Genomic DNA, 26,422 nt, shown 5'->3' with positions numbered 1-26,422 from the left:
GCGAGGTACAAAACCGGGTGTCGTCAGCGGCCGTTGCCGGCGCTGCGGCGGCGCAGGCCGAAGAAGACCGCGATACCGCCGAGGACGACGAGGGCGCCCGCGATACCGGCGATCAGACCGGTGTTGGAGTTCGCTCCGGTCTCGGCGAGGTTGGAGTCACCGGCCGCCGGGGAGGGCGCGTTGTCCGACGGGACGGCCGGGGCGCTGCTCTCCGACGTGGACGGGGTCGGGGTGTCGGACTCGGCGGGGGTGGACTTGGACGGCTTGGGGCTCGGGCTGGTGTCGGCGGAGGTGCTGGGGCTGGGGGACGGGCTCTCGGGGGCGCAGGCCTTGGACGGCAGGGTCAGCGCCGGGCTGATGTCCTGGTCGACCGCGCCCGCCTGGACGTGAATGCGGTAGGACGCGGTGGGCTGCCAGTTCTCCGCGAAGGTGACGACGGTGCCCTTGGCGGAGCCCTTCACGTCGGCCTTCTCGTCGATCTGCTTCTCCACGCCGCCCTTGTTAGTCCGGAACAGGGTGATGGTGGCCGGAGTGGCCGAGGCGTCCTTGTCGGTGACGAGGATGGCGCCCTTGGCGCCATCGCACTTGGCCTCGGCGGTGAAGTCGCCGATGACGCAGGCGGACGCCTGACCGGCAATACCCAACGCCAGCGCGGCCGAAGCGGAGGCGACACCCAGGATGCGCACGGAACGGTGTGCGCTACGGCGAGTCATGGACACGTTTGTCCTTTACATGTGCACAAGTGAGGGGGGTCATGGGGGAGTTGGGACGACGGATGAGGTGAGTCCCAGCACCCCCAAGTGGCTCACAGGTCTATAAGCGGTCCATCAGACCTGTCAATGCATATGCCTCCGACCGCCGTTGGCTTTGCCCGCTGTTTAACCGCGCAGACGTTTCAACGCCTCCGGAGCCTGCTCGATCCGGTCAACCAGGGCGATACGGGACTCCATCGCCCGCTCCCTCGCCAGCGCCGTCAGCAGCGGCCAGGCCGGCAACTCACCTGTCCAGTGCTCCTCGTTCACGAGCACCATCGGCGTCGGCTCGCCCCGCGATTCGTAGTAGTTCGGTGTCGCGTTGTCGAAGATCTCCTGCACGGTCCCGGCGGCGCCCGGCAGGAACACCACACCCGCGTTCGAGCGGGCCAGCAGGCCGTCCTCGCGGGTGGCGTTGGCGAAGTACTTGGCGATGTGCGCGGCGAAGGCGTTCGGCGGCTCGTGGCCGTAGAACCACGTCGGGATGCCGACCGACGCCCCGCCGTCCGGCCAGCGTTCGCGCACCTCGAAGGCGGCCCGGGCCCAGTCGGACACCGACGGCCGGAACGAGGGGGCCTTGGCCAGGAGCAGGAGGGCGTCGTCGAGCATGCCGTCGTCGAAGGGGGCGGCGTACGCGCCGAGGTTCGCGGCCTCCATCGCGCCGGGGCCGCCGCCGGTGGCGACCGTGAAGCCGGCCCGGGCCAGCTCGCGGCCGAGCCGGGCGGCTCCGGCGTACGCGGCTGTGCCGCGCGCCATGGCGTGGCCGCCCATGACGCCCACCACCCGGGCGCCGACGAGGAGTTCGTCGAGGGCGTCGGAGACGGCGTCGTCGTGGACGGCGCGCAGCATCGAGGCGAAGACGTCGCCGTCGGCCTTGGTCTGCTGGAACCAGGCGTAGGCGCGGGCGTCCGGGGTCGCCTCGTAGCCGCCGTCGAGCGAGGCGAACAGCTCGTCGGGGGTGTAGGGCAGTGCCCGGTACGGGTCGAACGGCAGTCCCGGGACCGGCGGGAAGACCAGGGCGCCGGCCGACCGGATGTGCGCGGCCGCCTCCGGGGCCATCGGGCAGCCGAGGAAGACGGCGCCGGTGGCGTCGAGCTTCAGCAGGGCGGCCGTGCGGTCCGTCAGGTCGACCGCCTGGAGGCGGTACCGGGCGAGGGAGCCGTGCGCGGAGACGGCCTCGTCGAACTCGGCGAGTGACTCGATCTCGCGGTCGTGGGCGGCGCGGTGCGGCTGCGACGGCGGGGCCGGCTGCGGCTGGGCGGGTGTCGGGTGCACCCGCCCATGCTGGCACAGGCGTTCGGCCGGGGAGGGTTCAGCCCTGGATCGCCGCCGGGTCCATCCAGACGACCTCCCAGGTGTGGCCGTCGAGGTCGTCGAAGGCGCGGCCGTACATGAAGCCGTGGTCCTGGGTGTGGCCGGTGGGCGAACCGCCCGCCGCGATCGCCCGCTCCACCAACTGGTCGACCTGGTCGCGGCTCTCGGCGCTCAGGCAGACCAGCACCTCGCTGGTCTTCGTCGCGTCGGCGATCTCCTTGTCGGTGAAGGTGGCGTAGAACGGCTTGGTGAGCAGCATGGCCACGATGGTGTCGCTGATGACGACGGAGGCCGCCTTTTCGTCGCTGAACTGCGGGTTGATCGAGTAGCCCAGCTCCGTGAAGAACTTCTTGGACGCGTCCAGGTCGTTCACGGGCAGGTTTACGAAGATCATCTGCTGGTACATGGTCTCTCCCTCGGGTGGTGCTCGCCTTTCGCAGGGGTAGACGCCGGGCCGCCGGGAAACTCATCGGCGGCGCGGGTCTCTTTCTTGCCGGACGGCGGGGGTACGGGGCTCAGCGGGACAGCGGGAGTGCGGCCAGGTCGGCGATCGCGAGCGTGAGCGGGCCGAAGACGGCCAGCAGGACGGCGGCACGGAGGGCCGCTGCGCCGCGCAGCATCGTTGCCGGAGCGCCGAGGCGGACCAGGGCGGCGGTGGTGTCGGCGCGGAGATGGCGGGCCTCCACGGCGGCGGTGAGCAGGGTCGCGACGGTGCAGCCGATGACCACCAGGGCGCCGAGGGTGCTCAGCGGGCCGAAGGAGGGGGCGGGGCCGTCGTACAGGGCGGTCATCGCGTACGACGCGGCGGCGACGGCGCACACGACGCCGAGGGGGCGGCCGACGCGGGTGGCTTCCGCCATGAGGACGCGGCCGGCCAGCAGGCGGAGGGCGCCGGGGCGGACGGCCTGGAGCAGGCGGCCGCAGAGGTGGGTGAGGCCGGGGGCGGCGAGGACGAGGCCCAGGGCGGTGAGCAGCCAGCCGACGAGTACGGCTACGGCCTCGGTGGGGAGGGTGGTGAGGGCGGGGAGGTGGGTGGGGTGGCCTGCGTAGGCCTGCACGGTGAGGCCGGCGGCGAGGGTGGCGACGCCCCAGGGGAGCCCTGCCGGGGGGTTGGCCGGGGTGCCCTCGGTGACGCCGTCCCGCGCCGAGAGGCCGGCCTCGGTGCCGGTGCCGGTGCCGGTGCCGGTGCCCGGCGCGGCGAGGTCCGGTTCGCCCACGGTCACGCCACCCGGCGTCACAAGGTCCGGTTCGCCCACGGTCACGCCACCCGGCGTCACATGGTTGCCGTCCGCGCCCACCCGTGCCGCCCCAGCGGCACGACTGCCCGCGGATTGACGGGTAGGGTCCCCGCCGTGGGTGGGACGCGGGTTCGCGGGCTGGTGGGAGGGGTTTCCGCCGTGGGTGGGACGCGGGTTCGCGGGCTGGTGGGAGGGGTTCTCGTCGTGGGCGAGGTGCGCGGCCTCGGGGTTTGCGGGCGTGGGTGTGGCCGGTTTGCGGGGGAGTCGGGTGCCGAAGCGGGCGTAGGTTCCGATGGTTTCTGTGGCGGCGGCGCGGCCGTATGCGCCGAAGCGGCCGTAGGGGCGGCGTGGGCCGGGGTGGGGGCGGGGGTCGCGGGGGCGGAGGGCGAGGGCCACCGTGGCCGAGGCGGTGACCGGGATCGTGGCCAGGAGGGTGAGCGCGGCCGGAACCGGGAGGGGGGTGCCGGCGGCCAGGAACTGGGCGGCGGAGCCGTCGAAGGGCATGCCGGTCAGGTCGCCGCGCAGGTGGAGGAAGAAGAGGAGCGCGATCAGGGAGCCGAGCGTGCAGGACAGGGCCGTCGTCAGGGCCGAGATCGCCATCAGGCGGGCCGGGCCGAGGCCGACCGCCGAGAGGCCGGGGCGGGGCGTGGTCGCGGGGTCGGTGCGGGCGACCGCGAGCGCGAAGTACACGGTCGCGGCCAGCGGCAGCACGCACCAGACCAGCCGCAGCGAGGCGGCCCCCGGCGTCTGGGGATGGCTCATCGCGTAGCCGAGCGAGGCCAGCAGCAGGAAGCCGGTGCCGGCCGAGGCCAGGGCGACCAGCAGGCGGCGGAGCTGGACGGCGGGCCGGCCCGCGCGGGTCAGACGGAGAGCGAGCACGCGGCCCGGCCCTCCGCCTCGGACGGGTCGGGCAGGTGCACGGTCCGCACGCGCCGCCCGTCCAGCAGCCCCACCGTACGGTCGGCGAGCGCGGCGGTCTCGGCGTCGTGCGTGGCGAGGACCACCGTGATGCCGTGCGAGCGGGCGGCCGTGGTGAGGGTCCGCAGGACGTGCGCGCGGTCGGAGCGGTGCAGCGGCGCCGTCGGCTCGTCGGCGAACAGGACCGTGGGGGCCGGGGCGAGCGCGCGGGCGATGGAGACGCGCTGGCGTTCGGCGTGCTGAAGCTCGTGCGGGTGCTTGCGGGAGGTGGCGCCGACGTCCAGGCGCTCCAGCCACTCCAGGGCGGTCACCTTGGCCCGGCGGCGATTCGTGCCGCGCAGCATCAGGGGCAGGGCGGTGTTCTCCCAGACGTTCAGCTCGGGGACGAGGAACGGCGCCGGGTCGATCCAGCCGAACCGCTCCCGGCGCAGCCGTTCCCGGCGCACGGGCCCCATGGTGTGCAGGGGCACGCTGTTGAACCAGACCTCGCCGCCGCGCACCGGCACCAGCCCGGACAGGCAGCGCAGCAGCGTCGTCTTGCCGCTGCCGCGCGGGCCGGCGACGGCGAGGATCTCACCGTCGCGGACACCGAGCGACACCCCGGTCAGCCCGGGTGAGCCGTCGGGGTGCCTGAAGTGCAGGGAGCGTGCCCACAGCACGTCGTTGTCCGGCGGAGCCTCCATGGGCGTACACCTCGGTTCTGATCCGTTTTCCCGCATCCGATCCCCCGTTGGGCGGAACGAAGGCTGGGCCGATCGGTCACTGGAACGCTAAGGAGCCGTCACCAGGAGGCCGGACAGCACACGGCCCCGGGCCGCCGTTCTCACTCGAACGGTGGACACCGGGGCCGGTGTTGATCGGCTGATCAGATGAATGAGCCCAGAGGCGGGCCCGAGCGCGGACTCAAGCGCCGGCTCAGAGCTTGGTCCATGCCTCGGTCAGCGTGGCGCGCAGGATCTGCTCGATCTCGTCGAAGGTCTCCTGGTTGGAGATCAGCGGCGGGGCGAGCTGGATGACCGGGTCGCCGCGGTCGTCGGCCCGGCAGTACAGGCCGTTGTCGTAGAGCGCCTTGGAGAGGAAGCCGTACAGGACGCGCTCGGTCTCCTCGTCGTTGAAGGACTCCTTGGTGGTCTTGTCCTTCACCAGCTCGATGCCGTAGAAGAAGCCGTTGCCGCGGACGTCGCCGACGATCGGCAGGTCGTGCAGCTTCTGCAGCGTCGACAGGAAGGCGCCCTCGTTGTCCAGCACGTGCTGGTTGAGGCCCTCGCGCTCGAACAGGTCGAGGTTGGCCACGCCGACGGCCGCGGAGACCGGGTGGCCGCCGAAGGTGTAGCCGTGCAGGAAGGTGTTGTCGCCCTTGTAGAACGGCTCGGCCAGGCGGTCGGAGACGATGCACGCGCCGATCGGGGAGTAGCCCGAGGTCATGCCCTTGGCGCAGGTGATCATGTCCGGGACGTAGCCGAACTTGTCGCAGGCGAACATCGTGCCGAGGCGGCCGAAGGCGCAGATGACCTCGTCGGAGACGAGCAGCACGTCGTACTGGTCGCAGATCTCGCGCACCCGCTGGAAGTACCCGGGCGGCGGCGGGAAGCAGCCGCCGGCGTTCTGCACGGGCTCCAGGAAGACGGCGGCGACCGTCTCCGGGCCCTCGAAGAGGATCTGCTGCTCGATCTGGTCGGCGGCCCAGCGGCCGAAGGCCTCGGGGTCGTCACCGTGGATCGGGGCGCGGTAGATGTTGGTGTTGGGCACCTTGTGCGCGCCCGGCACCAGCGGCTCGAAGGGGGCCTTCAGGCCCGGCAGGCCGGTGATGGACAGGGCGCCCTGCGGGGTGCCGTGGTAGGCGACCGCGCGGGAGATGACCTTGTACTTGGTGGGCTTGCCGGTCAGCTTGAAGTACTGCTTGGCCAGCTTCCAGGCGGTCTCGACGGCCTCGCCGCCGCCGGTGGTGAAGAAGACCTTGTTCAGGTCGCCCGGGGCGTAGTTCGCGAGGCGCTCGGCCAGCTCCACGGCCTTGGGGTGGGCGTAGGACCAGACCGGGAAGAACGCCAGTTCCTGGGCCTGCTTGAAGGCGGTCTCGGCGAGCTCCGTGCGGCCGTGACCGGCCTGGACCACGAAGAGGCCGGCGAGGCCGTCGAGGTAGCGCTTGCCCTGGTCGTCGTAGATGTAGGTGCCCTCGCCCCGGACGATTGTCGGGACGGGGGACTTCTCGTACGAGGACATGCGGGTGAAGTGCATCCACAGGTGGTCGTACGCGGTGCGGCTGAGGTCCTTCTGGCTCACGGTTATCGGGTTCCCCACATGTAGGTCTGCTTCTTGAGCTTGAGGTAGACGAAGCTCTCGGTGGAGCGCACGCCGGGCAGCGCCCGGATGCGTTTGTTGATGACGTCCAGCAGGTGGTCGTCGTCCTCGCAGACGATCTCGGCGAGGATGTCGAATGAGCCCGCGGCCATCACCACGTACTCGACTTCCGACATGGCGGTCAGCGCGTCCGCGATCGACTCGACATCACCCTCGACGTTGATCCCGACCATCGCCTGCCGGCGGAAGCCCACGGTGAGCGGGTCCGTGACGGCGACGATCTGCATCACGCCCTGGTCCAGGAGCTTCTGCACGCGCTGGCGCACGGCCGCCTCGGAGAGGCCCACGGCCTTGCCGATCGCGGCGTACGGCCGGCGGCCGTCCTCCTGGAGCTGCTGGATGATGGCGAGGGAGACGGCGTCCAGCTGGGGACTGCTGCCGTTCCTGGACTCGCGGGACGAGTCCCTCTGGTCTGCGCTTCGACTGGCCACGACCTCACTGTGCACGACGTCTCGACAGTTTTGCAAGGCCGTAGCGATGAAATTCGTTGTGAGCGAGTGTCTAGCTTGCGGATTTCGCAGAACTGGTGCCGGTGGGGGTGTTGAAAACGTCGGTACGGCGACTAGGGTGGGTGTCTCAGTGAATGGACACCCCGCACCAATCCCAGGAGGGCCGGCAGTGACTACCGAGCTGCGTCGTCTGCGCAACTACATCGACGGTGAGTTCCGGGACGCCGCCGACGGACGGACCACCGAGGTGGTCAACCCCGCGACCGGCGAGGCGTACGCGACCGCGCCGCTGTCCGGGCAGGCGGACGTGGACGCCGCCATGGCCGCCGCCGCCGCGGCCTTCCCCGGCTGGCGGGACACCACCCCGGCCGAGCGGCAGAAGGCCCTGCTGAAGATCGCGGACGCCTTCGAGGAGCGCGCCGAGGAGCTGATCGCGGCCGAGGTGGAGAACACGGGCAAGCCGATCGGGCTCACCCGCTCCGAGGAGATCCCGCCGATGGTCGACCAGATCCGCTTCTTCGCGGGTGCGGCCCGGATGCTGGAGGGGCGCAGCGCCGGCGAGTACATGGACGGCCTGACCTCGATCGTCCGCCGCGAGCCGGTCGGCGTCTGCGCGCAGGTCGCGCCGTGGAACTACCCGATGATGATGGCCGTGTGGAAGTTCGCCCCGGCGATCGCCGCCGGCAACGCGGTCGTCCTCAAGCCGTCGGACACCACCCCGGCCTCCACCGTCCTCATCGCCGACATCATCGGCTCGATCCTGCCCAAGGGCGTCTTCAACGTCGTCTGCGGCGACCGTGACACCGGCCGCCTGATGGTCGAGCACCCCGTGCCCGCCATGGCGTCGATCACCGGCTCCGTCCGGGCCGGCATGTCGGTCGCCGAGTCCGCCTCCAAGGACCTCAAGCGGGTCCACCTGGAGCTGGGCGGCAAGGCGCCGGTCGTCGTCTTCGAGGACACCGACATCGCCAAGGCCGTCGAGGACATCTCCGTCGCCGGCTTCTTCAACGCCGGCCAGGACTGCACGGCCGCCACCCGCGTCCTCGTCCAGGAGTCCATCCACGACGAGTTCGTCGCCGCGCTGGCCAAGGCCGCCGCCGAGACGAAGACCGGGCAGCCGGACGACGAGGACGTGCTCTTCGGCCCGCTGAACAACCCCAACCAGCTCAAGCAGGTCGCCGGCTTCATCGAGCGCCTCCCCGCGCACGCCAAGGTCGAGGCGGGCGGCCAGCAGGTCGGCGACAAGGGCTACTTCTACGCCCCGACCGTCGTCTCCGGCCTGAAGCAGGACGACGAGATCGTCCAGCGCGAGGTCTTCGGTCCGGTCATCACCGTCCAGTCCTTCTCCGACGAGGACCAGGCCGTCGAGTGGGCCAACGGCGTCGAGTACGCGCTGGCCTCCTCGGTGTGGACCAAGGACCACGGGCGCGCGATGCGGATGTCCAAGAAGCTGGACTTCGGGTGCGTGTGGATCAACACGCACATTCCGCTGGTCGCGGAGATGCCGCACGGTGGGTTCAAGAAGTCGGGGTACGGCAAGGATCTGTCGGGGTACGGGTTCGAGGACTACACGCGGATCAAGCATGTGATGACTTCTTTGGACGGCTGAGTTCGGCTGCGTTTCGGGTGCGGGTGCGTTGTGGTTGATCGCGCCCACGCGGCGGAGCCGCAAATTGACGCGCCCCGCGCCCCTGAAGGGCGCCTGCCGTAACCGGCGTTGACACAGCTCGGCCCCCGGACGGGTTCACCTCCCCGTCCGGGGGCCTTCGTCTGTCGCGGGCGCTGCGGCGCTGATCGACAAGGTGTCTTGCCGGCCCCCGGCTAGTTGACGCAGCGTCGATTGTCCGTGGTCGGGGCGGGGCTACATGCTGCGCGTGTGGCCCAGACAACTGCTCGTACGACTTCCCTGTCCCGTCGTTCTCTCCTGCGTGCCCTCGGCGGTGCCGCCGTTCTCGGTGGGGCGGCCGGTTGCGGCGTGCCCGCCGCCTATGTGAAGCCCGGTGACCGGGGGGTGGCCGACGAGTCGGCCGCCGACCGGAGACTGGACTGGGCCAACTGGCCGTTGTACATCGACACCGACGACGACAACCCGAACAAGCGGCCCACGCTGGAGGCGTTCGAGCGGCGCACCGGGATCTCCGTCGACTACTCGGAGGAGATCAACGACAACGACGAGTTCTTCGGCAAGATCAGCCCCGCGCTGATGAACCACCAGTCCACCGGCCGCGATCTGATCGTCATCAGCGACTGGATGTGCGCGCGGTTCGTCCGGCTCGGCTGGGTCCAGGAGATGGACCGGGACCGGCAGCCGAACGTGCGTGAGCACCTCGACCCGCTGCTGCGTTCGCCCGCCTTCGACCCGGGCCGGAAGTTCACGGTGCCCTGGCAGTCGGGCATCACGGGGATCGCGTACGACCGCCGCAGGCTGGGCCGGGAGATCCGGCACGTGAAGGACCTGTGGGCCGGCGACCTCAAGGGCAGGGTGACCCTCCTGTCCGGCCTGGACGAGGCGTTCGCGCTGCTGATGCAGGGCAACGGCGTCGACATCACCCGGTGGACGGCGGACGACTTCCACACCGTCTGCGACCAGGTGGAGCGCGAGGTGCACCGGGGCCAGATACGCCGCTTCACCGGGAACGACTACACCAAGGACCTGGTCAGCGGCGATGTCCTGGCCTGCCAGGCGTACTCCGGTGACGTCATCCAGCTCCAGGCGGACAACCCCGACATCCGCTTCCTCGTCCCCGAGGAGGGCGCCGAGCTGTGGTCGGACTCCCTGATGATCCCCAATCGCGCCCGCCACAAGAGCAACGCCGAACGCCTCGTCGACTACTACTACGACCCCGAGGTCGCCGCCGAACTCGCCGCCTGGGTCAACTACGTCTGCCCCGTCCCGGCGGCCAGGGAGGCCCTGGCCGCCTCCAAGGACAAGGACACCGCCGCCCTGGCCCGCAACCCGCTCATCTTCCCGGACCACACGATGCGCCGACGCCTGGCGATCGCCCGGGACATCACCTCCGCCGAGCGCGTGGAGTTCGCCAAGCGCTGGAACAAGATCGTCGGCCTGTGAGCCCATCTCGGGTTGGTTCCAAGGTTTTGAACATGTTCAAATCGAGGCGTACGCTTCCCCCCATGAGCGACAGAGCCGCCCTGCTCAAGGGCATTCGCGTCTGGTTGGTCCTGTTCGTCGTGTGCCTCGTGCTCAGCGGGGCCACCGCCTTTCCGCTGGTGCACGAACTGCGCTGGACGGACGAAGCGTTGCGGGCACTGTCCGTCCAGGAGTGGCTGCCGGGGCTGACGGCCTGGATCGGACGCGTGCGGGACGGGCTCGACACGGTCGACGCCCGCTACCCGTTCGTGCTGTACGGCACCGACTGGCTGGCCTTCGCCCACCTCGTCATCGCGGTCGCGTTCTACGGCCCCTACCGCGACCCCGTCCGCAACATCTGGGTCGTCGAGTTCGGCATGATCGCCTGCGCCGGCATCATCCCGCTCGCGCTCGTCTGCGGCCCGGTCCGCGGTATCCCGTTCTGGTGGACCCTGATCGACATGTCGTTCGGCGTGTTCGGCGTCGTCCCGCTCTATGTCGTACGGAAGAAGATCAAGCGGCTGGAGAGCCTGGGCACACCGGTGGCCGTGGCCGCCTGACGGTCAGCCGCCCGTGGTGCGCAGGGCGTGCAGGACGTCGACCCGGTTCGTGGTGATCGAGTCGACGCCCAGGGCGAGGAGGCGGCGCATGGCGCGGCGGGTGTCCGGGGTCCAGGCCGAGAGCAGGTAGCCGTCGCGGTGGACGCGGGCCGCCAGGTCCCGGTCGAGCAGGGAGAAGCGGTAGTTGAGCCAGCGCGGGCGCACCGCGTCGAGCAGGGCGGGCCGGGGCGGGGCCAGCGTCGTCCAGGTCAGGGCGATCTCCGCGGACGGGTCGACGGCGCGGACGGCGAGCATGGCCTCGGCTCCCGCGCAGTAGTACACCCGGTCCTCGGCGCCCGTCTGCCGGACCACGTCCACGATCCGCTCCAGCGTGCGGCGCCGCACCGGCCCCGGCAGGTCCAGCATCACGCGGCTGCCGTCCGTCGCGGCCAGCGCCTGCTCCAGGGTGGGCACCCGGCCCGCCGTGAGTCCCCGTACCTCCTCGGCCGACAGCGCGAGCAGGGGCCGGTCGTGCTCCCACAGCCGCCGCAGCGAGTCGTCGTGCAGCAGCACGGGGACGCCGTCGCGGGTGAGCCGTACGTCGACCTCGACCGCGTCCGCGCCGAGGTCGAGCGCGGAACGCAGGGAGTCGAGGGTGTTCTCGCGGAAGCGGTAGGGGTCGCCGCGGTGGGCCACGGCGGTCACGGTCTGCATGGCCCCCATTGTGGCCGCCCGCCGGCCCGCGTCCGTCGGCCCGCGTCCGTCGGCCCGCGTCCGTCGGCCCGCGCCCGTCGGCCCGCGCCCGCCGGTCTCAGGAGGGCCGCCCCCGCATCCGCCCGGTCTCAGGAGGCCGTCCAGGCGTTCGTGTAGGTGTCGATCTCCGCCGTGATCCTCGCCTTGCCCGCCGCGTCCAGGAAGGACGCCTCGACCGCGTTCTTCGCGAGGTCGGCGAGGCCGCGCTCGTCGAGGTCGAGGAGGCGGGCGGCGACCGCGTACTCGTTGTTCAGGTCGGTGCCGAACATCGGCGGGTCGTCGGAGTTGACGGTCACCAGCACCCCGGCCGCGGCGAACTCCTTCAGCGGGTGCTCGTCGAGGGTGCGGACCGCGCGGGTGGCGATGTTGGAGGTCGGGCAGACCTCCAGGGCGATCCGGTGCTCGGCCAGGTGCGCGAGGAGCTTCGGGTCCCGCGCGGAGCTGGTGCCGTGCCCGATGCGCTCCGCGCGCAGCTCGGTCAGGGCGTCCCAGACGGTCTCCGGGCCGGTGGTCTCGCCGGCGTGCGGCACCGAGTGCAGGCCGGCGGCGATGGCCCGGTCGAAGTACGGCTTGAACTGCGGCCGGGGCACGCCGATCTCGGGGCCGCCGAGCCCGAACGACACCAGCCCCTCCGGACGGATCCGGTCGTCGGTGGCCAGCCGGGCCGTCTCCTCGGCGGACTCCAGGCCGGCCTCGCCGGGGATGTCGAAGCACCAGCGCAGCACCGTCCCGAACTCGGCCTCGGCCGCCTTGCGCGCGTCCTCGATCGCGGCCATGAAGCCCAGCTCGTCGATGCCGCGCCGGGTGGAGGAGAACGGGGTCACGGTCAGCTCGGCGTACCGGACCTGCTGCCGGGCCAGGTCGCGGGCGATCTCGTAGGTGAGCAGCCGGACGTCCTCCGGGGTGCGGATGAGGTCGACGACCGACAGGTACACCTCGATGAAGTGCGCGAAGTCGGTGAAGGTGAAGTAGTCGACCAGCGCCTCGGGATCGGTGGGCACCTTGGAGTCGGGGTGGCGGGCGGCCAGCTCGGAGACGATGCGGGGGGAGGCGGAGCCGACGTGGTGGACGTGCAGTTCGGCCTTGGGCAGCCCGGCGATGAAGGCGTGCGGATCGCGTGCGGCGGTCTCGCCTGCAGCGCCGGTCTCGCCGGTGATGCCGGTCGTGCCGGTGGTGTCGGTCAAGGTTCCTCCCCGGGAACGGCGCCCGCGGAACGACGTCCGTGCTCCGGGCGCGGGTGATCGGCTGATCGATGACTCGCAGTCATCGTAGGCGGTGGCCCGCGGGCCGGTCGTCCCGCTCCAAGGCCCGTGCGGGCGGTGGTCGCCGCCCGGCCGTCAGGCCGCGGAGCGGAGGCTTTACCATGTCGTGGCGATCGAACGAGGGGGATGGGCCACGTGACGGACCAGACGCAGCCGGATGCGGGCGGGGGAGCGGGCTTCGACCCGTGGGCGGTGCCCGAGAGCGGCGGGCCGTCGCTGGAGAAGAAGCCACAGCAGCCGCAGCAGCAGCCGCCGGTCCAGCCGCCCGCCCAGTCGCCGTCCCTCCACGACTCGGCGACCATGACGTCCCTGCCCGCCAGTGGCTTCGGCGCCCCCGGCACCGGCGGCCCCTCCGCCGCGCCCCCCGCTCAGGGCTGGGCACAGCCCGCCGCTCCGCCGATGGCCCCGGGCGCCGCCGTACCGCCCCCGCCGGCCGCCCCCTACGGCGGTCCCGGTGCGGCAGGCCCGGCAGGCCCGGCCGGTCCCGCCCCGCACGCTCCCGGCGGCTACGGCTACCCCGCCTACCCCGGCTTTCCGCAGCAGGGCTACGGCTGGCCCGGAATGCCCATGGCCCCGCAGAACGGCATGGGCACCGCGGCGATGGTGCTGGGCATCCTGGCCGTCGGCCTGTTCTGTCTGTACGGCGTGCCCTCCCTCGTCCTCGGTGTCATCGCCCTCGTCCTCGGTGTCAAGGGCAAGAAGCGGGTGGCCCGCGGTGAGGCGAACAACCGCGGCCAGGCCCAGGCGGGCTTCGTCCTGGGCATCATCGGGATCGTCCTCGGCATCGCTCTGATCATCTTCTGGGTGTGCGTCTTCGTGTTCGCCTACGACCACAGGAACGACGATCCCGACCCGGCCCCCGAGCCGTACTACAACTCCGCGCCCCTCCTCCCGGCCCCCGTCCACCCCGAGGTCTGAGGAGCAGCGGCTCCGGGGGACCGGGGCTCAGCCCTCCCGCAGCCGCTCCCGGGCCTCCATCAGCGCGAAGCCCAGCAGGTTCGGGCCCCGCCAGCGCGCGGGGTCCGACGCCGCCTCGTCGGCCGCCGCCAGACCGATGCCCCACACCCGGTCCAGCGGGCTCGCCTCCACCAGCACCCGGTCACCGGTGCCCAGCAGGAACGCCCGCAGCGCCTCGTCCGCCCCGAACTTGTGCACGCTGCCCTCGGTCACGATCCGGAAGCGCTCCCGCTCCCATATCGCCTCGTCGAAGCCCCGGACCAGCCGCCCGGCTTTCTTCGCCTGTGACGGATGCCCCGCCGCCAGCACGCGCTTCTCCGCCTCGGCGTCTCCGAACAGCCGCGCCTTCTCCGCCATCATCCAGTGCTCCGCCGTCGCGTACCGCACCCCGGCGACCTCGAACGGCGCCGGCCACCACTGACTCAGGCAGCTCGCGCCGGTCCGGCCGTCCGGCAGCGGCCGGTGCCCCCAGAAGTGCAGATACTTCACCCGGGCCCCGGCACGGACCTCCCTGACCAGGGCCTCCACGCAGTCGATCTTCCCCATGCACGCGAGTCTGGCACGGACCACTGACACTCCGTCCGCCCTTTTGCCTCGTCACTCGACACCTGGTCGACAGATTCCGTCGCGTAACCAAAAGGCAACAACGGAATCACTTGTTGGAGTGCCACTCCTCTGTCAGGATCGGCACTCAATTCGAGCTGGAGCTACGCCACCCACCCCCGGCAGGGGCGTACGGCGGAGGAGAGCGACATGCACACACCGGGTACCGCCACCCCGGAACGATTCCCCGCCCGGGAGCGCTTCGCTGAGGGCGCGCAGTTCATCGGCGGCCGTCCGGCGCACGGCACGTCCGGCCGCACGCACACCGTGGTCGACCCGGCCACCGGCGAGGATGTGTACACGTACGAACTGGCCGGCGCCGACGACGTGGACGCGGCCGTCGCCGCGGCCCGCGCCGCCTTCCCGGGGTGGGCCGGCGCGACCCCCGGCGAGCGCTCGGACGCCCTGCACCGGTTCGCCGCCGTCCTCGCCGACCGCGCCGGGGAATTCGCCCGCGCCGAGTCCCTGCAGTGCGGCAAGCCGCTGAAGCTCAGCCGCGAGTTCGACGTGCCGGGGACCATCGACAACACCGCGTTCTTCGCGGGCGCGGCACGGCACCTCCAGGGGCAGTCCGCCGGTGAGTACTCCGGCGACCACACGTCGTACGTCCGCCGCGAGCCCATCGGTGTCGTCGGCTCCATCGCGCCCTGGAACTACCCGCTCCAGATGGCCGCCTGGAAGATCCTCCCGGCGATCGCCGCCGGCAACACCATCGTGCTGAAGCCGGCCGAGCTGACGCCCCTCACCTCCCTGCTGTTCGCGCAGGCCGCCATGGACGCCGGCATCCCCGGCGGCGTGATCAACATCGTCTGCGGCACCGGCAAGGAGGCCGGTGAGCGGCTCGTCGGCCACCCGGACGTGGCCATGACCTCCTTCACCGGCTCCACCGGGGTCGGCAAGCGGGTCGCCGAGATCGCCACCGCCACCGTCAAACGCCTCCACCTGGAGCTGGGCGGCAAGGCACCCTTCGTGGTCTTCGACGACGCCGACCTGGAGGCGGCCGTGCACGGCGCGGTCGCGGGCGCGCTCATCAACACCGGGCAGGACTGCACCGCCGCCACGCGCGCGTACGTGCAGCGGCCGCTCTACGAGGCGTTCGTGGAACAGACCGCCGCCCTGATGGAGACGGTCCGGCTCGGCGACCCCTTCGCCCCCGGCACCGACCTCGGCCCGCTCGTCTCGCACGCCCACCGGGACCGGGTCGCCGGTTTCGTCGACCGGGCGCGTGCCTACGCGCGCGTGGTGACGGGCGGCGAGGCCCCGGAAGGGGACTTGAAGGACGGCGCCTACTACCGGCCCACCCTGATCGCCGACGCAGCGCAGGACAGCGAGATCGTCCAGTCCGAGATCTTCGGTCCCGTGCTGGCCGTCCTGCCCTTCGACGGCGACGATGAGGGGATCCGGCTGGCCGACGACACCCCGTACGGCCTCGCCGCCTCCGCGTGGACCGGCAGCGTCTACCGCGCGAACCGCGCCACCCGCGAGATCAAGGCGGGCTGCGTGTGGATCAACGACCACATCCCGATCATCAGCGAGATGCCGCACGGCGGCCATAAAGCCTCCGGGTTCGGCAAGGACATGTCGGCGTACTCATTCGAGGAGTACACGCAGGTCAAACACGTAATGTTCGACAACACGGCGGTGGCGCGCAAGGACTGGCACCGCACGATCTTCGGGGACCGATAAGCCGATCCGGCCACCGACCAGGCCGACCTTCCCGAAAGGGCACCACGCGCATGGATCAGTACGAGCCCGACCGCCTGGCCCCCGCCCAGGCAGCCGCCCTACGGCGCAGCCTGCGCACCGGGCGGGCCTCCCTCACCCGCCGTTCGCTGCTGCGCGCCTCCGCCGGCACCGCGCTCGCGGCGGGCGGACTCGGGACGCTGAGCGCCTGCGGGATCCCCGCGGCGGGCAAGACGCAAGGAGGCACGTCGTCCGAGGACCACTCGGCCAAGGAGAAGGTCGTCGACTTCTCCAACTGGCCCGAGTACATCGACGTCGACGACAGCGGCAAGCACCACCCCACGCTGGAGACGTTCACCAAGCGGACCGGCGTCCAGGTCAAGTACACCGAGGACATCAACGACAACAACGAGTTCTTCGGCAAGATCAAGCCGCAGCTCGCCGCCGGCCAGGACACCGGCCGGGACCTGATCGTCCTCACCGACTGGCTCGCCGCGCGCGTGATCCGGCTCGGGTGGGTCCAGAAACTGGACCCGTCCAACCTGCCCCACGCCTTCGCCAACCTCGCCGAGCAGTTCCGCAGCCCGGACTGGGACCCCGGACGCGCCTACTCTTACCCCTGGCAGGGCGTCTCCACGGTCATCGCGTTCAACAAGAAGGCGCTCGACGGCGTCGAGGTGAAGTCGATCTCCGACCTGCTGGACAACCCGAAGCTCAAGGGCCGGGTCGGCTTCCTCTCCGAGATGCGCGACAGCATCGGCATGACCCTGCTCGACATGGGCAAGGACCCGGCCAAGCTCACCGCCGACGACTACGACGCGGCGACCGCCCGGCTGCAGAAGGCCGTCGACAAGGGCCAGATCCGCCGCTTCACCGGCAATGACTACACGTCCGACCTCGCCAAGGGCGACCTGGCGGCCTGTGTCGCCTGGGGCGGCGACATCGTCCAGCTCAAGGCCGACAACCCCAACGTCGACTACGTCATCCCGGCCGCCGGCTACATGACGTCCACCGACAACCTGATGATCCCCAACAGGGCGCGCCACAAGACGAACGCCGAACGGCTGATCGACTTCTACTACGAACCCCAGCAGGCCGCCGCCCTGGCCGCCTACGTCAACTACGTGTCTCCGGTGGAGGGCGTGAAGCCCTACCTGGAGAAGATCGACAAGGATGCGGCGAACAACCCGCTGATCATCCCGGACAAGGCCACGGCCGCCCGATCCCACTCCTTCCGCGCGCTCAGCGAGAAGGAAGAGGCGGCCTACGAAGAGAAGTTCGCGAAGCTCACAGGGGCGTGACGACGATGAAGACGACGACTGACGCCGGCGGCGACGTCCGCCTCTCCGGCATCTCGAAGACCTACGGCTCCTTCACCGCCGTACACCCGCTCGACCTGACCGTGCCGCAGGGCTCGTTCTTCGCCCTGCTCGGCGCGTCCGGCTGCGGCAAGACCACCACCCTGCGCATGATCGCCGGCCTGGAGGAACCTTCCTCCGGCACCGTCCACCTCGGCGACCAGGACGTCACGCACCTGCCGCCGTACAAACGGCCCGTCAACACGGTGTTCCAGTCCTACGCCCTCTTCCCGCACCTCGACATCTTCGAGAACGTCGCCTTCGGCCTGCGCCGGCGCGGCATCAAGAGGGTGAAGAAGCAGGTCGAGGAGATGCTGGAGCTGGTCCAGCTCGGCGAGCAGGCCCGCAAGAAGCCGCACCAGCTCTCCGGCGGCCAGCAGCAGCGCGTCGCGGTCGCCCGCGCGCTGATCAACCACCCCAAGGTGCTCCTCCTCGACGAGCCCCTCGGCGCCCTCGACCTCAAGCTGCGCCGCCAGATGCAGCTGGAGCTCAAGCGCATCCAGACCGAGGTCGGCATCACCTTCGTGCACGTCACGCACGACCAGGAGGAGGCCATGACCATGGCCGACACGGTCGCCGTGATGAACGCGGGCCGCGTCGAGCAACTGGGCTCGCCCAGCGACCTGTACGAGAACCCGGACACCACGTTCGTCGCGAACTTCCTCGGCACCTCCAATCTCATCGAGGCCGAGGTCGACACCCGCAGCGGCGAGGACATCGTGCTGAAGGCGGGCGGCGGCAAGCTGGTGCTGCCCGGGGCCCGCTGTTCCGCGCCCGCCGCGACCGGCGGCAAGGTGCTGGTCGGCATCCGCCCCGAGAAGATCGCGCTCACCCACGCCGACGACGCCGGTGAGATCCCCGAGGGCCGCAACCGGGTCACCGGCCGGATCGCCGACGCCAGCTTCATCGGCGTCTCCACGCAGTACGTCATCGACAGCCCCGTCTGCGACGAACTCGCCGTCTACGTCCAGAACGTCGAGCGGGACGGGCGTCTCGTGCCCGGCGCCGAGGTCGTCCTGCACTGGAGCCCCGCGCACACGTTCGGTCTCGACGCGGCGCAGGACATCGACGCCGGCACCGAGGAAGAGGCGGCCGCCTGATGTCGACCCTCACCGAGGCGCCGCCGCCCCTCGCGCCCACCGAGACCGAGAGCAAGCCGCCGCGCAGACGCGGCCGGTTCACGCCGTACTGGCTGCTGCTGCCCGGCATCCTCTGGCTGGTCGTCTTCTTCGCGCTCCCGATGATCTACCAGGCGTCCACCTCCGTGCAGCAGGGCTCCCTGGAGGACGGCTACAAGATCACCTGGCACTTCGTCACGTACTGGGACGCCCTCGCCGAGTACTGGCCGCAGTTCCTGCGGTCCGTGCTCTACGCGGCCTCCGCGACCGTGCTGTGCCTGCTGCTCGGCTACCCGCTGGCGTACCTGATCGCCTTCCGCGCGGGCCGCTGGCGCAACCTGATCATGATCCTGGTGATCGCGCCGTTCTTCACCAGCTTCCTGATCCGCACGCTCGCCTGGAAGACGATCCTCGCCGACAACAGCCCGGTCGTGCACACCCTGAACTCGCTGCACATCCTGGACCTCACCAACTGGCTCGGCTGGACGGCCGGCGACCGCGTCCTCGCCACACCACTCGCCGTGGTGTGCGGACTGACGTACAACTTCCTGCCGTTCATGATCCTTCCGCTCTACACCTCGCTGGAACGGATCGACGGGCGGCTGCACGAGGCGGCCGGCGACCTGTACGCCAAGCCGTGGACCACGTTCCGCAAGGTGACCTTCCCGCTGTCGATGCCCGGCGTGGTCTCCGGCACGCTGCTCACCTTCATCCCGGCGGCCGGTGACTACGTCAACGCCGAACTCCTCGGCTCCACCGACACCCGGATGATCGGCAACGTCATCCAGACCCAGTTCCTGCGGATCCTCGACTATCCGACGGCCGCCGCGCTCTCCTTCATCCTCATGGCCGCGATCCTGCTCATGGTCACGGTCTACATCCGCCGGTCAGGGACGGAGGACCTGGTCTGATGCCCGTCGTCACCTGGCTCAAGCGCCGTCTCGTCGTCATCGCGGGACTCCTGACGCTCGCCTACCTGCTGCTGCCCAACGTCGTCGTCACCGTGTTCTCCTTCAACAAGCCGAAGGGGCGGTTCAACTACGACTGGCAGCACTTCTCCACGGACGCCTGGCAGGACCCGTGCGGCGTCGCGGGACTGTGCGGCTCGCTCTCCATCAGCCTGCAGATCGCCGTGTGGGCCACCATCGGCGCCACCGTACTCGGCACGATGATCGCCTTCGCGCTGGTCCGGTACCGGTTCCGCGCGCGGGGCGCCATCAACTCGCTGATCTTCCTGCCGATGGCGATGCCCGAGGTCGTCATGGCCGCCTCGCTGCTCACCCTGTTCCTCAACATGGGCGCGCAGCTCGGCTTCTGGACGATCCTGATCGCCCACATCATGTTCTGCCTCAGCTTCGTCGTCACCGCCGTCAAGGCGCGCGTGATGTCGATGGACCCCCGCCTGGAGGAGGCCGCACGCGACCTCTACGCCGGTCCGGCGCAGACCTTCCTGCGGGTCACCCTGCCCATCGCGGCACCCGGCATCGCCGCGGGCGCGCTGCTGTCCTTCGCGCTCTCCTTCGACGACTTCATCATCACCAACTTCAACGCCGGCTCGACCGTCACCTTCCCCATGTTCGTGTGGGGTTCGGCGCAGCGCGGCACACCCGTCCAGATCAACGTCATCGGTACGGCCATGTTCCTCGTCGCCGTCCTGTTCGTGCTGACGTCGATGCTCGTCACCAGCCGCCGCAACCGGCAGAAGGCGTAACGCCTTCGTCCTGCTCGCACACCCTTCGTAGGGAGTTGAAATCATGGCCCCGAGCGCCATGAGTCGTGGCACAGACACCCCGATCGCCGCGCTGTCCGAGGCCCAGCCGGTCCCGTACTGGCTGGACGACCCCGGCCGCCCCCGCCCGGAGCCGGCCCTCACCGGCGCCGAGACCTGCGACCTGCTGGTCGTCGGCGGCGGCTACAGCGGACTGTGGACCGCGCTGAACGCCAAGGAGCGCGATCCCGGGCGGGACGTGGTCCTGCTGGAGGGCCGTGAGGTGGGCTGGGCCGCCTCCGGCCGCAACGGCGGCTTCTGCGCCGCCTCCCTCACCCACGGCCTGGCCAACGGCCTGGCCCGCTGGCCCGACGAGATCCACACCCTGGAGAAGCTGGGCCGGCGCAACCTGGACGAGATCGAGGCGGCCGTCGCCCGGCACGGCATCGACTGCGACTTCGAGCGCACCGGCGAGATCGACGTCGCCACCGAGCCGTACCAGGCGGCCGAACTGCGCGACTGGCACCGGGAACTTCAGGACAAGGGTCTCGCCGACGGTGTCGAGTTCCTGGACGCCGACGCCGTGCGCGAGCAGGTCGACTCGCCCACCTTCCAGGCCGGCCTGTGGGACCGCCGGGGCGTGGCCATGCTGCACCCGGCCAAGCTCGCCTGGGGCCTGAAGCGGGCCTGCCTGGACCTCGGGGTGCGCGTGTACGAGCACACGCCCGCCCTGGACTTGAAGAGCTACGGTGCCGGGATGGCCGTACGCACGCCGTACGGCTCCGTGCGCGCCCGCCGCGTCGCGCTCGGGACGAACATCTTCCCGAACCTGATCCGGCGCGTGCGCTCGTACACCGTCCCGGTCTACGACTACGCGCTGATGACCGAGCCCCTCAGCGCCGGACAGCTGGCCGGCGTCGGCTGGAAGAACCGCCAGGGACTCGGCGACTCGGCCAACCAGTTCCACTACTTCCGGCTGTCCGCCGACAACCGGATCCTGTGGGGCGGCTACGACGCCGTCCACCACTACGGCGGCCGGGTGCGCGCCGAGTACGACGACCGCCCGGAGACCTATGCCAAGCTGGCGGGGCACTTCTTCACCTGCTTCCCGCAGCTGGAGGGCGTCCGCTTCACCCACGCCTGGGGCGGGGCGATCGACACCTGCTCCCGCTTCTCGGCGTTCTTCGGCACCGCCCACCAGGGCCGGGTGGCGTACGCGGCCGGCTACACCGGCCTCGGCGTGGGCGCCACCCGGTTCGGCGCCGACGTGATGCTGGACCTGCTGGACGGGGAGCGCACCGAGCGGACCGCGCTGGAGATGGTCCGCAGGAAGCCGCTGCCCTTCCCGCCCGAGCCGTTCGCCTGGACCGGGATCGCCCTCACCAAGTGGTCCCTGGCCCGCGCGGACGCCCACGACGGGCGGCGCAACCTCTGGCTGCGGACCATGGACCGGCTGGGGCTCGGCTTCGACAGCTGACGGTCCCCGCGTGTGAGCGGGTTCACTCCAAGGAGTGGCCGGAACCCGCGTAATGCCGCCCCCGGACCTCCCTCTCCCTCGTGACGCGCCCGCGTCCACGACGAAGAGGGAGGTCCACTGATGACAGGGGCGAAGACCGCCGTCGAATGGCTGGTGTCGGTCGCACCGGATCCCGTCGCCTGCCGCTGGGAATGGGAGCGCAACCCTTTGGGGGTCGCGCTGCTCCCGGCCGGCCGGTCCTGGGACGTGCTGATCCTGCCGGGCGACCTCGGCTATCCCACCCTCGACGTGCTCACCCGGGTCCTCGACCAACCGGGCCCGGTGCTCGTCGACTTCGGGGACAACCGGGTCGGTTTCTTCGTGCCGCCGGGCACCGCCGCCCGCTGGCTCGGCACCGGCATCCGCACCGCCGGGTCCGGCACCTGGATCGTGGTGCCGTATCCCGGCCGGGCCACCCGGGGGGTGCGCTGGCTCGTGCCGCCCGACGGCTCGGGCACGCTCACCGATCCGGCGCTGCTGGAACTGGCGATGCACGAGGCGGCGGCACGGCTGGCAAGTGACCGCGATCAGCACGGGTAACGCCGGGACACCTTGACACGAGGATTGGTCTGGACCAAATTGAGGGCGCTCCGCTCCTCCAACTCCCCCTTGCCCGGAGGCACCTGTGGATCGCACCAGACCCTTGGTCACCTTCCTCGCGGCCACGGCACTCGCCGTGTCCGGCATCACCGCGCTCTCGTCGGCCGCCCGTGCGGCCGACGCCGATCTCGCGAAGAACGGCGGCTTCGAGTCCGGCCTGACCGGCTGGACCTGCTCCGCCGGTACGACCGTCACCTCACCCGTGCACAGCGGCAGCGCCGCGCTGCAGGCGACCCCGGCCGGCAGCGACAACGCCCAGTGCGCGCAGACCGTGACCGTCCAGCCCGACTCGCCGTACACGCTGTCCGGGTACGTCCGCGGCTCCTACGTCTACCTGGGCGCGAGCGGCACCGGCACCACCGACGTCTCCACCTGGACCCAGTCCGCCCCCGACTGGCAACACCTCACCACGACCTTCCGGACCGGCCCCTCCACCACCAAGGTCACCATCTACACCCACGGCTGGTACGGCACCGGCGCCTACTACGCCGACGACATCACCCTGACCGGCCCCGGCGGCGGCACCCAACAGGCGCCCGCCGCGCCGACCGGACTGACCGCGTCCTCGGTCACCGCCTCCTCCGTCGCGCTGTCCTGGTCGTCGGTGCCCGGCGCCACCGGCTACACCGTCTACCGCGACGGGACCAAGGCGCAGACCGTGACCGGCACCTCGGCGACCATCGGCGGACTTACCGCCTCGACGGCGTACAGCTTCCAGGTCACCGCGAGCGACGACGCCGGCGAGTCCGCGAAGTCGGCCGCCGTGACCGCCACGACCACCTCCGGCGGCGGGGGCGGAGACGGCGGCGGCTCGACCGGCCTGCCCACCCACGCCCTCGTCGGCTACCTCCACTCCAGCTTCGCCAACGGCTCCGGCTACACCCGCATGGCCGACGTGCCCGACAGCTGGGACGTCATCGACCTGGCCTTCGGCGAGCCGACCTCCCCGACCTCCGGTGACATACGGTTCAACCGCTGCCCGGTCACCGAGTGCCCGAACGTGGAGAGCGACGCCGACTTCAAGGCCGCCATCAAGGCCAAGCAGGCCGCCGGCAAGAAGGTGCTGATCTCCATCGGCGGCCAGAACGGCCAGGTCCAGCTGACCACGACCGCCGCCCGCGACACCTTCGTCTCCTCCGTCTCGAAGATCATCGACCAATACGGCCTCGACGGCCTCGACGTCGACTTCGAGGGCCACTCGTTGTCCCTGAACACCGACGACACCGACTTCAAGCACCCCACCACGCCAGTGATCGTCAACCTGATCTCGGCCCTGAAGACCCTGAAGGCCAAGTACGGCTCGGGATTCGTCCTCACCATGGCCCCCGAGACGTTCTTCGTGCAGAACGGCTACCAGTTCTACGGCACCGGCAAGTGGGGCGGCCAGGACCCGCGCTGCGGGGCCTACCTCCCGGTCATCTACGCCCTGCGTGACGACCTCACCCTGCTGCACGTCCAGGACTACAACTCCGGCCCGATCATGGGCCTGGACAATCAGTACCACTCCATGGGCGGCGCCGACTTCCACATCGCCATGACCGACATGCTGCTCACCGGCTTCCCGGTGGCCGGCGACCAGAACAACGTCTTCCCGCCGCTGCGCCCCGACCAGGTCGCCATCGGCATGCCGGCCTCCACCAACGCGGGCAACGGCTACGTCTCCCCGGCGGAGGTCACCAAGACCCTGGACTGCCTGACGAAGAAGACGAACTGCGGCTCGTACGCGACCCACGGGACCTGGCCCACGCTGCGCGGTCTGATGACCTGGTCGGTGAACTGGGACCGCTACTCGAACTGGGAGTTCGAGAAGAACTTCGACGCGTACTTCGGCTGAGGCGCCGGCTCGACAGCAGGGACAGGGTGGCCAGCAGCACGGTGCACAGGCACCAGCTGGCCACCACGTCCAGCGGCCAGTGGTACCCGTGCCGGACCAGCCCGTACGACACCCCGAGCACGAGGGCCGCGCAGATCCCGACGGCCGTCCGGCGTGCGGCGGGGGAGCGGAGCAGGGGGAGGAGCAGCAGGGTCGCGGAGCCGTACGCGATCGCCGCCGTCGCCGTATGACCGGACGGGAAGTAGCCGGTCCCCGGCGGCACCACCGGCGTGCCCGGCCGGGCGGTCCAGTCCTTCAGCGGGACGACGATCGCAGGGAGCAGCGCCATCAGGGCGACGGCGGCCACCGGCGGCAGCCACCACAGGTCCGTACCACTGGCACGGCCCCGCCAGGCTGCGTAGCCGGCGGCCAGCAGCAGCACCGGCACCGCGACCTGCACATCGCCGAGGTCGGAGAGCACCTCGGCGAAGCCGTCGGGATGGACCAGGGCCCGGCTCAGCCGCGCGTCCGGGCGCAGCAGCGGGCCGTGCGTGAGGACCTGCCAGGTGATCAGGGCGAAGAGGAGCGCCGGGACGCCCAGGAGGGCGAGAAGGACGGCGTACGGGCGGCGGGCTGAGGTCGGCACCCGCCCAGCTTCGCAGGTCCGGCGGAGAAGGAGGCCGTACGGCCGGCCGGGAGGGGAAGGAGGTCGGCCGCCCCGGAACAGGGGGGGTCGTTCCGGGGCGGCCGTCCGGATCGGAACGTCGCGCGCCCCGGGGGGTTTGGGGCGGCGACCGTCCGATCGGTGAGGAGATCCCGGAGCCGTCAGGCCCCGGTTGTGTGCGCGAGGGCACGACCAGGTCGAAGCTGGGGAGGCCCCGGCCCGATGCCGCCCGCAGTCCCCTGCGGGCGGGGTGTATCTCTCAACTGAGAAGAACCTACGGCAGCCGGTGGCGCTTGGGCAGACGGAATCGCGTCCCGCCATCCACCTCGCACACCTTCTTCACACGGCCTGCCGCAGCGTCCCTCAGCGGTGCGAACAGGGTGCTCAGATGCGCGCGAACGCCTGCTCGATGATGTCGAGGCCCTCGTTCAGCAGGTCCTCGCCGATGACCAGCGGGGGCAGGAAGCGCAGCACGTTGCCGTAGGTGCCACAGGTCAGGACCAGCAGGCCCTCGGCGTGGCAGGCCTTGGCCAGCGCGGCGGTCGCCTCCGGGTTCGGCTCCTTGGTGGCGCGGTCCTTGACCAGCTCGATCGCGATCATGGCGCCGCGGCCGCGGACGTCACCGATCACGTCGAACTTCTCGGCCATGGCGGCGAGGCGGGACTTCATGACCGCCTCGATGTTCTTCGCCTTGGCGTTGAGGTCCAGCTCCTTCATGGTCTCGATGGCGCCGAGCGCACCGGCGCAGGCCACCGGGTTGCCGCCGTACGTGCCGCCCAGGCCGCCCGCGTGCGCGGCGTCCATGATCTCCGCGCGGCCGGTCACGGCGGCCAGCGGCAGACCGCCGGCGATGCCCTTGGCCGTGGTGATCAGGTCCGGGACGATGCCCTCGTCCTCGCACGCGAACCACTGGCCGGTGCGGCAGAAGCCGGACTGGATCTCGTCGGCGACGAACACGATGCCGTTGTCGGCGGCGAACTGACGGATCGCGGGCAGGAAGCCCTTGGCCGGCTCGATGAAGCCGCCCTCACCGAGCACCGGCTCGATGATGATCGCGGCCACGTTGTCCGGGCCGACCTGCTTGGTGATCTGGTCGATGGCCTGCTGGGCGGCCTCGGGGCCCGCGTTCTCCGGGCCGGTCGGCCAGCGGTAGCCGTAGGCCACCGGGACGCGGTACACCTCGGGCGCGAACGGACCGAAGCCGTGCTTGTACGGCATGTTCTTCGCGGTCAGCGCCATCGTGAGGTTCGTACGGCCGTGGTAGCCGTGGTCGAACACGACGATCGCCTGGCGCTTGGTGTAGGCGCGGGCGATCTTGACGGCGTTCTCGACGGCCTCGGCGCCGCTGTTGAACAGCGCCGACTTCTTCGCGTGGTCGCCCGGGGTCAGCTCGGCGAGCGCCTCGGCGACCTCCACGTAGCCCTCGTAGGGGGTGACCATGAAGCAGGTGTGGGTGAAGTCGGCGAGCTGGGCGCTCGCGCGGCGGACGACGGCCTCGGCGGACGCGCCGACGCTGGTCACGGCGATGCCGGAGCCGAAGTCGATCAGGCGGTTGCCGTCGACGTCCTCGATGATCCCGCCGCCCGCGCGCGTGGTGAACACGGGCAGCACGGAGCCCACGCCCTGCGCGACCGCGGCGGTACGGCGGACCTGCAGCTCCTGCGACTTCGGGCCGGGGATGGCGGTGACGACGCGGCGCTCCTGCGGAAGTGCGGTCATGCGGGGCTCCTG

Annotated in this window: 23 protein-coding genes and 1 pseudogene; 12 read left to right on the top strand and 12 right to left on the bottom strand. The window is 70.9% G+C overall.

Features of this window, described 5'->3' with window-relative positions:
- Positions 1–23 precede the first annotated feature (23 nt).
- The 7 genes from DBP14_RS07735 to DBP14_RS07710 form a co-directional block, all read right to left on the bottom strand.
- Positions 24–719, bottom strand: coding sequence for an LAETG motif-containing sortase-dependent surface protein (locus DBP14_RS07735; RefSeq protein ID WP_206739224.1), 696 nt, complete (start codon positions 717–719; stop codon positions 24–26).
- Between the two features lie 159 nt (positions 720–878).
- Positions 879–2,027, bottom strand: coding sequence for an LOG family protein (locus DBP14_RS07730; protein WP_164992272.1), 1,149 nt, complete (start codon positions 2,025–2,027; stop codon positions 879–881).
- A gap of 37 nt (positions 2,028–2,064) precedes the next feature.
- Positions 2,065–2,472 (bottom strand): VOC family protein, encoded by a 408-nt coding sequence (locus DBP14_RS07725; protein ID WP_129306289.1) that lies wholly within the window; start codon positions 2,470–2,472, stop codon positions 2,065–2,067.
- Positions 2,473–2,581: 109 nt separating this feature from the next.
- On the bottom strand, positions 2,582–4,183 hold the full coding sequence (locus tag DBP14_RS35970; protein WP_164992271.1) for a hypothetical protein: 1,602 nt from the start codon (positions 4,181–4,183) through the stop codon (positions 2,582–2,584).
- Positions 4,165–4,905 (bottom strand): ATP-binding cassette domain-containing protein, encoded by a 741-nt coding sequence (locus DBP14_RS07720; RefSeq protein WP_129306288.1) that lies wholly within the window; start codon positions 4,903–4,905, stop codon positions 4,165–4,167. The genes DBP14_RS35970 and DBP14_RS07720 overlap by 19 nt, the downstream gene beginning before the upstream one ends.
- Positions 4,906–5,137: 232 nt before the next feature.
- The gene (locus DBP14_RS07715) at positions 5,138–6,502 is read right to left on the bottom strand and encodes an aspartate aminotransferase family protein (RefSeq protein WP_129306287.1); all 1,365 of its coding nucleotides are present in this window, start codon (positions 6,500–6,502) and stop codon (positions 5,138–5,140) included.
- 2 nt (positions 6,503–6,504) lie between these two features.
- Positions 6,505–7,026, bottom strand: coding sequence for an Lrp/AsnC family transcriptional regulator (locus DBP14_RS07710; RefSeq protein ID WP_129306286.1), 522 nt, complete (start codon positions 7,024–7,026; stop codon positions 6,505–6,507).
- Positions 7,027–7,198: 172 nt separating this feature from the next.
- Between DBP14_RS07710 and DBP14_RS07705 the strand changes: the two genes are divergently transcribed.
- The 3 genes from DBP14_RS07705 (at position 7,199) to DBP14_RS07695 (ending at position 10,677) form a co-directional block, all read left to right on the top strand.
- A complete protein-coding gene (locus DBP14_RS07705; RefSeq protein WP_129306285.1) occupies positions 7,199–8,638 on the top strand; it encodes a gamma-aminobutyraldehyde dehydrogenase in 1,440 nt (479 codons plus the stop codon).
- A gap of 267 nt (positions 8,639–8,905) precedes the next feature.
- Positions 8,906–10,099, top strand: coding sequence for a spermidine/putrescine ABC transporter substrate-binding protein (locus DBP14_RS07700; protein ID WP_129306284.1), 1,194 nt, complete (start codon positions 8,906–8,908; stop codon positions 10,097–10,099).
- Positions 10,100–10,161: 62 nt separating this feature from the next.
- Complete coding sequence (locus tag DBP14_RS07695; protein ID WP_129306283.1) at positions 10,162–10,677, top strand: hypothetical protein; 516 nt, start codon at positions 10,162–10,164, stop codon at positions 10,675–10,677.
- A gap of 3 nt (positions 10,678–10,680) precedes the next feature.
- On the opposite strand, the gene DBP14_RS07690 is transcribed toward DBP14_RS07695, so the two are convergent.
- Both DBP14_RS07690 and DBP14_RS07685 read right to left on the bottom strand, forming a co-directional pair.
- The gene (locus DBP14_RS07690) at positions 10,681–11,370 is read right to left on the bottom strand and encodes a glycerophosphodiester phosphodiesterase (RefSeq protein WP_129306282.1); all 690 of its coding nucleotides are present in this window, start codon (positions 11,368–11,370) and stop codon (positions 10,681–10,683) included.
- 128 nt (positions 11,371–11,498) lie between these two features.
- Positions 11,499–12,566, bottom strand: a complete 1,068-nt coding sequence (locus DBP14_RS07685) for an adenosine deaminase (protein ID WP_129311736.1) — start codon at positions 12,564–12,566, stop codon at positions 11,499–11,501.
- A gap of 231 nt (positions 12,567–12,797) precedes the next feature.
- Here DBP14_RS07685 and DBP14_RS07680 point away from each other — a divergent pair, with 231 nt between their 5' ends.
- A complete protein-coding gene (locus DBP14_RS07680; RefSeq protein WP_129306281.1) occupies positions 12,798–13,589 on the top strand; it encodes a DUF4190 domain-containing protein in 792 nt (263 codons plus the stop codon).
- A gap of 27 nt (positions 13,590–13,616) precedes the next feature.
- On the opposite strand, the gene DBP14_RS07675 is transcribed toward DBP14_RS07680, so the two are convergent.
- A complete protein-coding gene (locus DBP14_RS07675) occupies positions 13,617–14,174 on the bottom strand; it encodes an NADAR family protein (protein WP_129306280.1) in 558 nt (185 codons plus the stop codon).
- A gap of 207 nt (positions 14,175–14,381) precedes the next feature.
- On the opposite strand from DBP14_RS07675, the gene DBP14_RS07670 reads away from it, so the two are divergent.
- From DBP14_RS07670 to DBP14_RS07635, 8 genes are all read left to right on the top strand, one after another.
- Positions 14,382–15,917, top strand: coding sequence for a gamma-aminobutyraldehyde dehydrogenase (locus DBP14_RS07670; protein WP_129306279.1), 1,536 nt, complete (start codon positions 14,382–14,384; stop codon positions 15,915–15,917).
- Positions 15,918–15,967: 50 nt separating this feature from the next.
- Entirely contained in the window at positions 15,968–17,215 is a 1,248-nt protein-coding gene (locus DBP14_RS07665) for a spermidine/putrescine ABC transporter substrate-binding protein (RefSeq protein ID WP_129306278.1), read from the top strand.
- A gap of 5 nt (positions 17,216–17,220) precedes the next feature.
- Positions 17,221–18,372 carry an ABC transporter ATP-binding protein gene (locus tag DBP14_RS07660; protein ID WP_206739223.1) on the top strand — a complete coding sequence of 384 codons (1,152 nt, stop codon included), beginning with the start codon at positions 17,221–17,223 and terminating at the stop codon, positions 18,370–18,372.
- A complete protein-coding gene (locus DBP14_RS07655; protein WP_129306276.1) occupies positions 18,372–19,301 on the top strand; it encodes an ABC transporter permease in 930 nt (309 codons plus the stop codon). Before DBP14_RS07660 ends, DBP14_RS07655 begins: the two co-directional genes overlap by 1 nt.
- Positions 19,301–20,101 carry an ABC transporter permease gene (locus tag DBP14_RS07650; RefSeq protein WP_129306275.1) on the top strand — a complete coding sequence of 267 codons (801 nt, stop codon included), beginning with the start codon at positions 19,301–19,303 and terminating at the stop codon, positions 20,099–20,101. Before DBP14_RS07655 ends, DBP14_RS07650 begins: the two co-directional genes overlap by 1 nt.
- Positions 20,102–20,144: 43 nt before the next feature.
- The gene (locus DBP14_RS07645; RefSeq protein ID WP_129306274.1) at positions 20,145–21,575 is read left to right on the top strand and encodes an FAD-dependent oxidoreductase; all 1,431 of its coding nucleotides are present in this window, start codon (positions 20,145–20,147) and stop codon (positions 21,573–21,575) included.
- Positions 21,576–21,695: 120 nt separating this feature from the next.
- The gene (locus DBP14_RS07640; RefSeq protein WP_129306273.1) at positions 21,696–22,154 is read left to right on the top strand and encodes a hypothetical protein; all 459 of its coding nucleotides are present in this window, start codon (positions 21,696–21,698) and stop codon (positions 22,152–22,154) included.
- 85 nt (positions 22,155–22,239) lie between these two features.
- A complete protein-coding gene (locus tag DBP14_RS07635) occupies positions 22,240–24,048 on the top strand; it encodes a glycoside hydrolase family 18 protein (RefSeq protein WP_129306272.1) in 1,809 nt (602 codons plus the stop codon).
- 70 nt (positions 24,049–24,118) lie between these two features.
- Here the strand turns inward: DBP14_RS07635 and DBP14_RS36705 are convergent.
- Together DBP14_RS36705 and gabT are read right to left on the bottom strand one after the other, a co-directional pair.
- Positions 24,119–24,376, bottom strand: a pseudogene (locus DBP14_RS36705) (phosphatase PAP2 family protein); the annotation flags it as partial.
- Between the two features lie 699 nt (positions 24,377–25,075).
- The gene (gene gabT / locus DBP14_RS07625; RefSeq protein WP_129306271.1) at positions 25,076–26,410 is read right to left on the bottom strand and encodes a 4-aminobutyrate--2-oxoglutarate transaminase; all 1,335 of its coding nucleotides are present in this window, start codon (positions 26,408–26,410) and stop codon (positions 25,076–25,078) included.
- Between the last annotated feature and the right edge of the window lie 12 nt (positions 26,411–26,422).

Source organism: Streptomyces sp. L2, assembly GCF_004124325.1.
GTDB lineage: Bacteria > Actinomycetota > Actinomycetes > Streptomycetales > Streptomycetaceae > Streptomyces.
The sequence above is the reverse complement of the archived record's forward strand: the minus strand, read 5'-3'. Positions and strand labels throughout refer to the sequence as shown.